Origin of the sequence: Mycobacterium sp. E1386 (assembly GCF_001672745.1) — a bacterium.
GTDB lineage: Bacteria > Actinomycetota > Actinomycetes > Mycobacteriales > Mycobacteriaceae > Mycobacterium.
This window is the reverse complement of sequence record NZ_LZKH01000049.1, coordinates 1-1,314: the sequence shown is the minus strand read 5'-3', so window position 1 is coordinate 1,314 and position 1,314 is coordinate 1. Positions and strand designations below refer to the sequence as shown.

The 1,314-nt window shown below is 73.9% G+C and carries 1 protein-coding gene; it reads left to right on the top strand.

All coding sequences use genetic code 11. The features are described from left to right. Window positions 1-1,314, top strand: a 1,314-nt coding sequence (locus tag A5709_RS04835) for a discoidin domain-containing protein (protein ID WP_231986905.1), incomplete at both ends; no start/stop codon positions are given.

Sequence of the window (1,314 nt, the reverse complement as noted above, 5' to 3'; positions counted from 1 at the left end):
GTTCTCCTCTGTCGCCGACAGCGGACTGCGTCCGCGCTACCCGGCCGTAGAGGTTTACCGGGTGGAGGTCGCCGGCGATCCGGGCGCCCCCTACTTCGCGGACGTCGACCGGTTGCCCCGGGTGGACGGCGGACCGGAGGCGCTGCTGCGCCTCGACGAGCGGCGCCGGCTGCAGGGCCTGCCGACGCTGGGCCCCGCGCTGATGACCGCCGACGCGCGCGGCGCCGGATTGCCGGTGCCCTCGGTGACCGTCACCGACACCCCGGTGGCCCGCGAGACCGATTACGGCCGGGTGGACCAACATTCGTCGGCCATCCGGGCCGCGGGCGACGCACGGCATACCTACAACCGGGTGCCCGACTATCCCGTCCCCGGGGCCGACCCGGTCGTCGGCGCCTGGAGCGGCGGCCGGATCACCGTGTCGAGCTCGTCGTCGGACTCCACCGCGATGCCCGACGTCGCGCCGGCGACCTCCCCCGTCGCCGCCATCGACGGCGACCCGGCGACCGCGTGGGTGTCCAACTCGCTGCAATCGGCGGTGGGCCAGTGGCTGCAGGTCGATTTCGACCACCCGGTCACCAACGCGGCGATCACCCTGACACCCAGCGCGACGGCCGTCGGCGCGCAGGTGCGCCGCATCCTGATCGAGACCGCCACCGGCAGCACCACCTTGCGGTTCGACGAGCCCGGCAAGCCGCTCGCCGCCGCGTTGCCCTACGGCGAGACGCCGTGGGTGCGGATCACCGCCGCGGGCACCGACGACGGGTCCCCGGGCGTGCAGTTCGGCATCACCGACCTGTCGATCACCCAGTACGACGCGTCCGGATTCGCCCACCAGCTCGACCTGCGGCACACCGTGCGCGTCCCGGGGCCGCCGCCCGGCGCGGCGGTCGCGGGCTGGGACCTGGGTTCCGAGCTGCTGGGCAGGCCGGGATGCGCGTCGACGCCGGAGGGCGTGCGCTGCGCGCCGTCCATGGCGCTGACACCCGAAGAGCCGGTCAATCTCAGCCGGACGCTGACCGTTCCGGCACCGATGTCGGTGACCTCGGTGGGCCGCGGCAGGGTGAGCGTCAAGGTGGGCGGGGTCTTGTGCTGCACCACCCGCTGCGGTGCCGTCCATGCCGTCGCCGGGTCGCCGTCGGTCGCCGCATACGCCGAGCCGAGGACGTCCACCAGGTCGGAGTCGCCCCGTGCCCTGGTGGTGTTCGGCTCGGCGAGCAGGTCGGCCAGCTTGGGCCCCTGCCGCGGCCGCACCCACACCAACGGGGTCACCGACATCGGTGCCGGAACGGTCAGCGTCCGGCTGAGATTGAC